Genomic DNA, 4,751 nt, shown 5'->3' with positions numbered 1-4,751 from the left:
TGCATAAGTTAAATTTTCATTATGGAACCATATAAAGGCTCCATAATGCAAGCTATATTATTGGAGGTGTTGAAATTGAATATTTATTTGATTGCTTTAAGTGGAATATTAATGGTTCTTTTAATATTAGAAAAAATATCTAATTCTAAAACTGCTTTAAAAAGAAGGATTGAACAATTAGAAAATGAAATTTTATTGCTGAAAAGAGGAGAAAATAATGAATTAGATAGTGAAATCAGAAATTTATTAAATGAAAATAAAGATGTAAAAGCAATAAAATTAGTGAGAGAAACATTAGGTTTTGATTTATTACAGGCAAAAAAGTATGTATATAATATAAAAGCTAATAATGATTTACACATTGGTTAAGTAGTAAAGGTTGGATATAAGATTAAAGATCCAAATATTTTATTAGAATACCGTATTATTCAGTAATGAATTTTTACGGTATTTTTTAATAAAAGCATAATTCCAGATTAACTTTAAATAATGGACTAATAAGGGGATTTTTATTTAATATATTGAGAAGGATAAAGATATTTTCCAAGGAATATAGTATATGTAAAATATATGAAGGCTGTGATTTTAAAAAGTAGGGTATATAGGAGAAGAATATGAGAAATAGATTGGGTATGTCAGGAAGCGCAATTTTTTCAAATCCAGAATTATATTCGGAATTATTTATAGAAGGTATCGATCATATTGAAATTGGAGAATTTCCTGATGAACAGGCAGTAAATAAATTTTTAGAGATAAATAAAGCAAAAGGACTTTCATTTGGAATTCATTCACCATTATTACGTAGCGGCAGTAAATATGATTTGCTTGAAAAAGTTAAATATGAGCCTAGTGATGCATGGAATATGCTAGAAGTTGAAGCAAAAAGAATGAAAGATTTAGGTGCAGAATATCTTTTAGTTCATTTTCCATATTTTAAAGATGAAGTGCCATTTAATGCTGTTGAGATAATTGAAGAGGGATTAAAGAAATTATATTACATACAAGAAAAATATGATATTAAAATGATATGTGAGCCAAAACTTGGCTTGAATCGTTCTGGAGCAGGGATAAAATCTCTTCAAAGCTTTCCAATAGAAATATGGGGAAAATATAATATACAAATGTGTATGGATATTGGAGATTATATTATTGCTGTAGGAGATGAAATTTTGGATTATTTAGAAAAGTGGAAAAACTTTATAGTAGAAGCTCATTTGCACAATATTTATTATGAAGGAAACGATTATATTTGGATACCAGTTCATCCAAGCCAAGAGCATGATGAACACAGTCATAAAGTTGAACACATAATAAGATTTTTGGCACAATGTAAGGATATGACCTTTATTTTTGAACATACACCAGAAACCAATCCTAGTAAAAAATTTGTTGGAGAAGGATTAAAGTGGGTAAGAAAAATTATAATATGAGTATATGGATAGATTTATTCTAAAAGGGGAGTAATAATTATGGGATATAATAATCAAAGTGTACCAACATTAGAAGAAGCAATGAAATTTTTAAAGGAAGCAGAACAACTAAATCCTGGTCCTTGGGTTAGACATTCAATGAATGTGGCTAAAAGTGCAAAATTGATTGCAGAGCAAACAGACAATCTAGACCCAGAAGTAGCATATATTTTAGGCTTGCTGCATGACATAGGAAGAAGAGAAGGTGTACATGGCATGAGACATGGACTGGATGGATATAACTATGCAGTTGAAAAGGGATATGATTTAGTAGCAAGAACTTGTTTAAGTCACACAGCATTTAGATATAACAATGAAGTTGTTATTGTAGGAAAATGGGATGGTACAAAAGAAGAATATGATTTTGTAAAAGAATATTTATCAAAAACAGAGGAAACAGACTATGACAAATTAATTAAGTTGTGTGATTATTTATCATTACCAGAGGGATTCTGCTTAATTGAAAAAAGACTTGTAGATATAGCATTAAGAGGTGGAATCAATGAATATACAATACCAAGATGGAAATCAACCTTTGAAAATCAACGTTATTTTGAAGGTGAAATTGGTAAATCAATCTATAGTATATTACCTAATGTAGCGGAAAATACATTTAAATAATATTTCATTAGATACTATTGCATAATAGCTAGAAAAACGAATGATTTCTTAAGATACCGTATTATTCAGAAATAAATGTACGATATTTTTTATTACACAATTTGAAATACTTTATGATTTTATATTAATTTTAATAAGAAAATTATAATACTATGATGCATGTTATTTTTATTGAAATAAGGAGGAGAATGGTATTCCATAAAGAATATATTATGAATAAAAAATTAGATGGGGTACAAATTTATAAAAATATAAATTATTACAGTATTTAAATGAAAGATGTTATTTTATAGTTAAATATATTTAAAAAAATATATTTTGTGTAGCGGCGAACAGTGTTCGTCAGAAAATCTAAATTAGTATCTGTTATCATATATTGGATAGAAAGTAAATATTACAGTATTAAATAATTTCTTTAGACTGATATATTTAATAAATTTGGGAAAGATAATTTTATGACAATATTTATTAAATATACTAGGAGGTAATTATGAAGAAATACTTAAGTTATTTTTTAATTGCATGTACTGTAATGGCAGTTCAATCATTTCTAGGAGGGAATATAAGTGCTAGACCGATTATTGAGGTTTCAGCTACTTCCTTAAATTCTACTGAGGATAAGAAATTTCCTATTCCAAAGTTAGTAAAGGTTGAACAGATCTCGCCTAACCAAATTCAAATAAGTTATGATAGAGATGTAGATAAGGAATTAGGGACAAAAGCAACCAATTACTGGATTCAGGATAGAAAGAATGTTAAACCAGAACATATAGCTACGCTTGGTAAAAATGATAAGGTAAATGCAGATAATTCACTTACTGATAATTTAGTTAAAATTAGTTCAAAGGATGGTTCAGCAAAAACATTTATATTAACTTTTAACCAAGATATTCCTAAAGGGGAGAAATATAAACTAATAATTTGCTATGTAACTGTTGAAGGAGCTCCTCCTTATAGTGGAGATAATGGAGCAGCTACATTTGTTGGTAAATAAAAAATAACTATATCTTTATAATAAAGCTAATCTTTAGCTTTATTTATATAAGATATTCAACATAATACCGTATTATTCAGAAATGAATATACGGTATTTTTACGTTATTATTCAAAATAGCATTTAATTTAATAAGCAATTTATAGGGTATGATAGGTGTTAAATTTGCTGAAATAGGAAGAAAAGTATTTCCTAAGAAATATACTATTACTCTATATGATTACACAAATTGATTGAAATGTGGCGTAAAGAAACCTTAAAATTCAGTTATGAATAATACGGCGCTTTGTAAATCCTTCGTTTTTTATATACTCACTGTTGGTTCAAGTATTGTCAATGTATTGTTATAAGTGTTAAGGTTAGCTTGAGCACCTATAGGTATAGCCATCTTATATCTGCCATGTCCTGATGCTAAATTTGTCATAAGAGGTTTATTCAATGGTACCATAACTTCATTAATTAAATCTTCATATGACTTACCATATGCAATCGTACAATTCGTACATTCACCCATAATTATGCCCGCACAATCTCTAAATTTACCTGCTAATATTAGATGGTTTATATACCTGTAAACTGTATTAATAGGCTCATGGACTTCTTCGATTAATATTATCTTTCCTCTAGTATCAACTTCAAATGGGGTGCCAAGATTATCTACAAAGGATGTAAGGTTACCTCCTACTATAGACCCCGTTACATTTCCAGGAACCATGCTCATTAGAGACATTCCAGGAGGATTTTCAAGCTCTCTTGGTGAGGTAAGTGTAGACGTAGCAGTGAAAAACTGATCGAAGTTGTATGCAGGAGTAGTCGGTTTAAAGTCTATTAAAAGAAGACTATGAAAAGTAATTAAGTCAGCCCATATATACAAAGTATTTAATAAAATTGTTATATCACTGTACCCTGTGAGAATTTTTGGGTTCTGTGCAATCACAGAGTAATCAAGATATGGTATAATGCCTGCGACACCTACTCCACCCCTTGAGGGTATAATAGCCTTCACATCAGGATTTTTAAACATCTCCATTAAGTCAGAGGCCCTCTCTTCTTCTGTGGCTGCAAGATATCCATTAGAAGAATATACGTATTTTCCTAAAACTACATTAAAGCCCATATTATTAAGAGTCTGTATGCCAGTATTAATGGCATTCGCAGATAATGGACTCCCTAAAGTAACTATTCCGATTGTATCTCCTGTACGTAAAATTTGTGGTCTCGTTGCCATACTTATTCACCTTCTAAATAACTTAATAATGTATAATCTTACAACTCCGCAAAAACTACTCCTTGTGCTATTTATATCTATCATCCTCTCACGGACAGGAAGTTTAGACTTGCGAAATTACTAAAACTTCGTTTCATTATTACTAGGATATTATATGAAGTTACTCATTATTACTTATATCCTTTGTATAAGAATATAAATTTTTCTATTTTGCTTCAAAAATTTCGTCGCCTTTTATTAAGTTTATGACTTTATAGTAATTTCTAATAAGTAGATTATGGTACTATGTTAGTCATTAGTTTTAGTGAAATGAGGAGGAAAACAATATTCTCTAGGGAATATAGGTATACTAACTCTAAATTTAATCTATGAGCTCATAAAATTGTGCTATTAAATTACTTAAGTTTACATTAACATGAAATTGAGAATTGACGATTGA

The 4,751-nt window shown here is 28.9% G+C and carries 5 protein-coding genes; 4 read left to right on the top strand and 1 reads right to left on the bottom strand.

The genetic code is table 11. The annotated features are described in order from the left end of the window. Positions 1-75 precede the first annotated feature (75 nt). From B2W91_RS16775 to B2W91_RS16760, 4 genes are all read left to right on the top strand, one after another. Positions 76-369 (top strand): hypothetical protein, encoded by a 294-nt coding sequence (locus B2W91_RS16775; RefSeq protein ID WP_291583011.1) that lies wholly within the window; start codon positions 76-78, stop codon positions 367-369. 245 nt (positions 370-614) lie between these two features. After that, positions 615-1,430 (top strand): TIM barrel protein, encoded by an 816-nt coding sequence (locus B2W91_RS16770; RefSeq protein WP_291583010.1) that lies wholly within the window; start codon positions 615-617, stop codon positions 1,428-1,430. A 39-nt stretch (positions 1,431-1,469) separates the two neighbouring features. Next, on the top strand, positions 1,470-2,090 hold the full coding sequence (locus B2W91_RS16765) for an HD domain-containing protein (RefSeq protein ID WP_291583009.1): 621 nt from the start codon (positions 1,470-1,472) through the stop codon (positions 2,088-2,090). 490 nt (positions 2,091-2,580) lie between these two features. Beyond that, positions 2,581-3,084 carry a hypothetical protein gene (locus tag B2W91_RS16760; protein ID WP_291583008.1) on the top strand — a complete coding sequence of 168 codons (504 nt, stop codon included), beginning with the start codon at positions 2,581-2,583 and terminating at the stop codon, positions 3,082-3,084. Between the two features lie 304 nt (positions 3,085-3,388). Here the strand turns inward: B2W91_RS16760 and B2W91_RS16755 are convergent, their stop codons facing one another. Continuing rightward, positions 3,389-4,312 carry a S66 peptidase family protein gene (locus B2W91_RS16755; protein WP_291583005.1) on the bottom strand — a complete coding sequence of 308 codons (924 nt, stop codon included), beginning with the start codon at positions 4,310-4,312 and terminating at the stop codon, positions 3,389-3,391. Positions 4,313-4,751 lie beyond the last annotated feature (439 nt).

Origin of the sequence: Clostridium sp. UBA6640 (genome assembly GCF_002455975.1) — a bacterium.
Classification (GTDB): domain Bacteria; phylum Bacillota; class Clostridia; order Clostridiales; family Clostridiaceae; genus Clostridium_J.
This window is presented reverse-complemented; position numbering and strand designations above follow the sequence as displayed.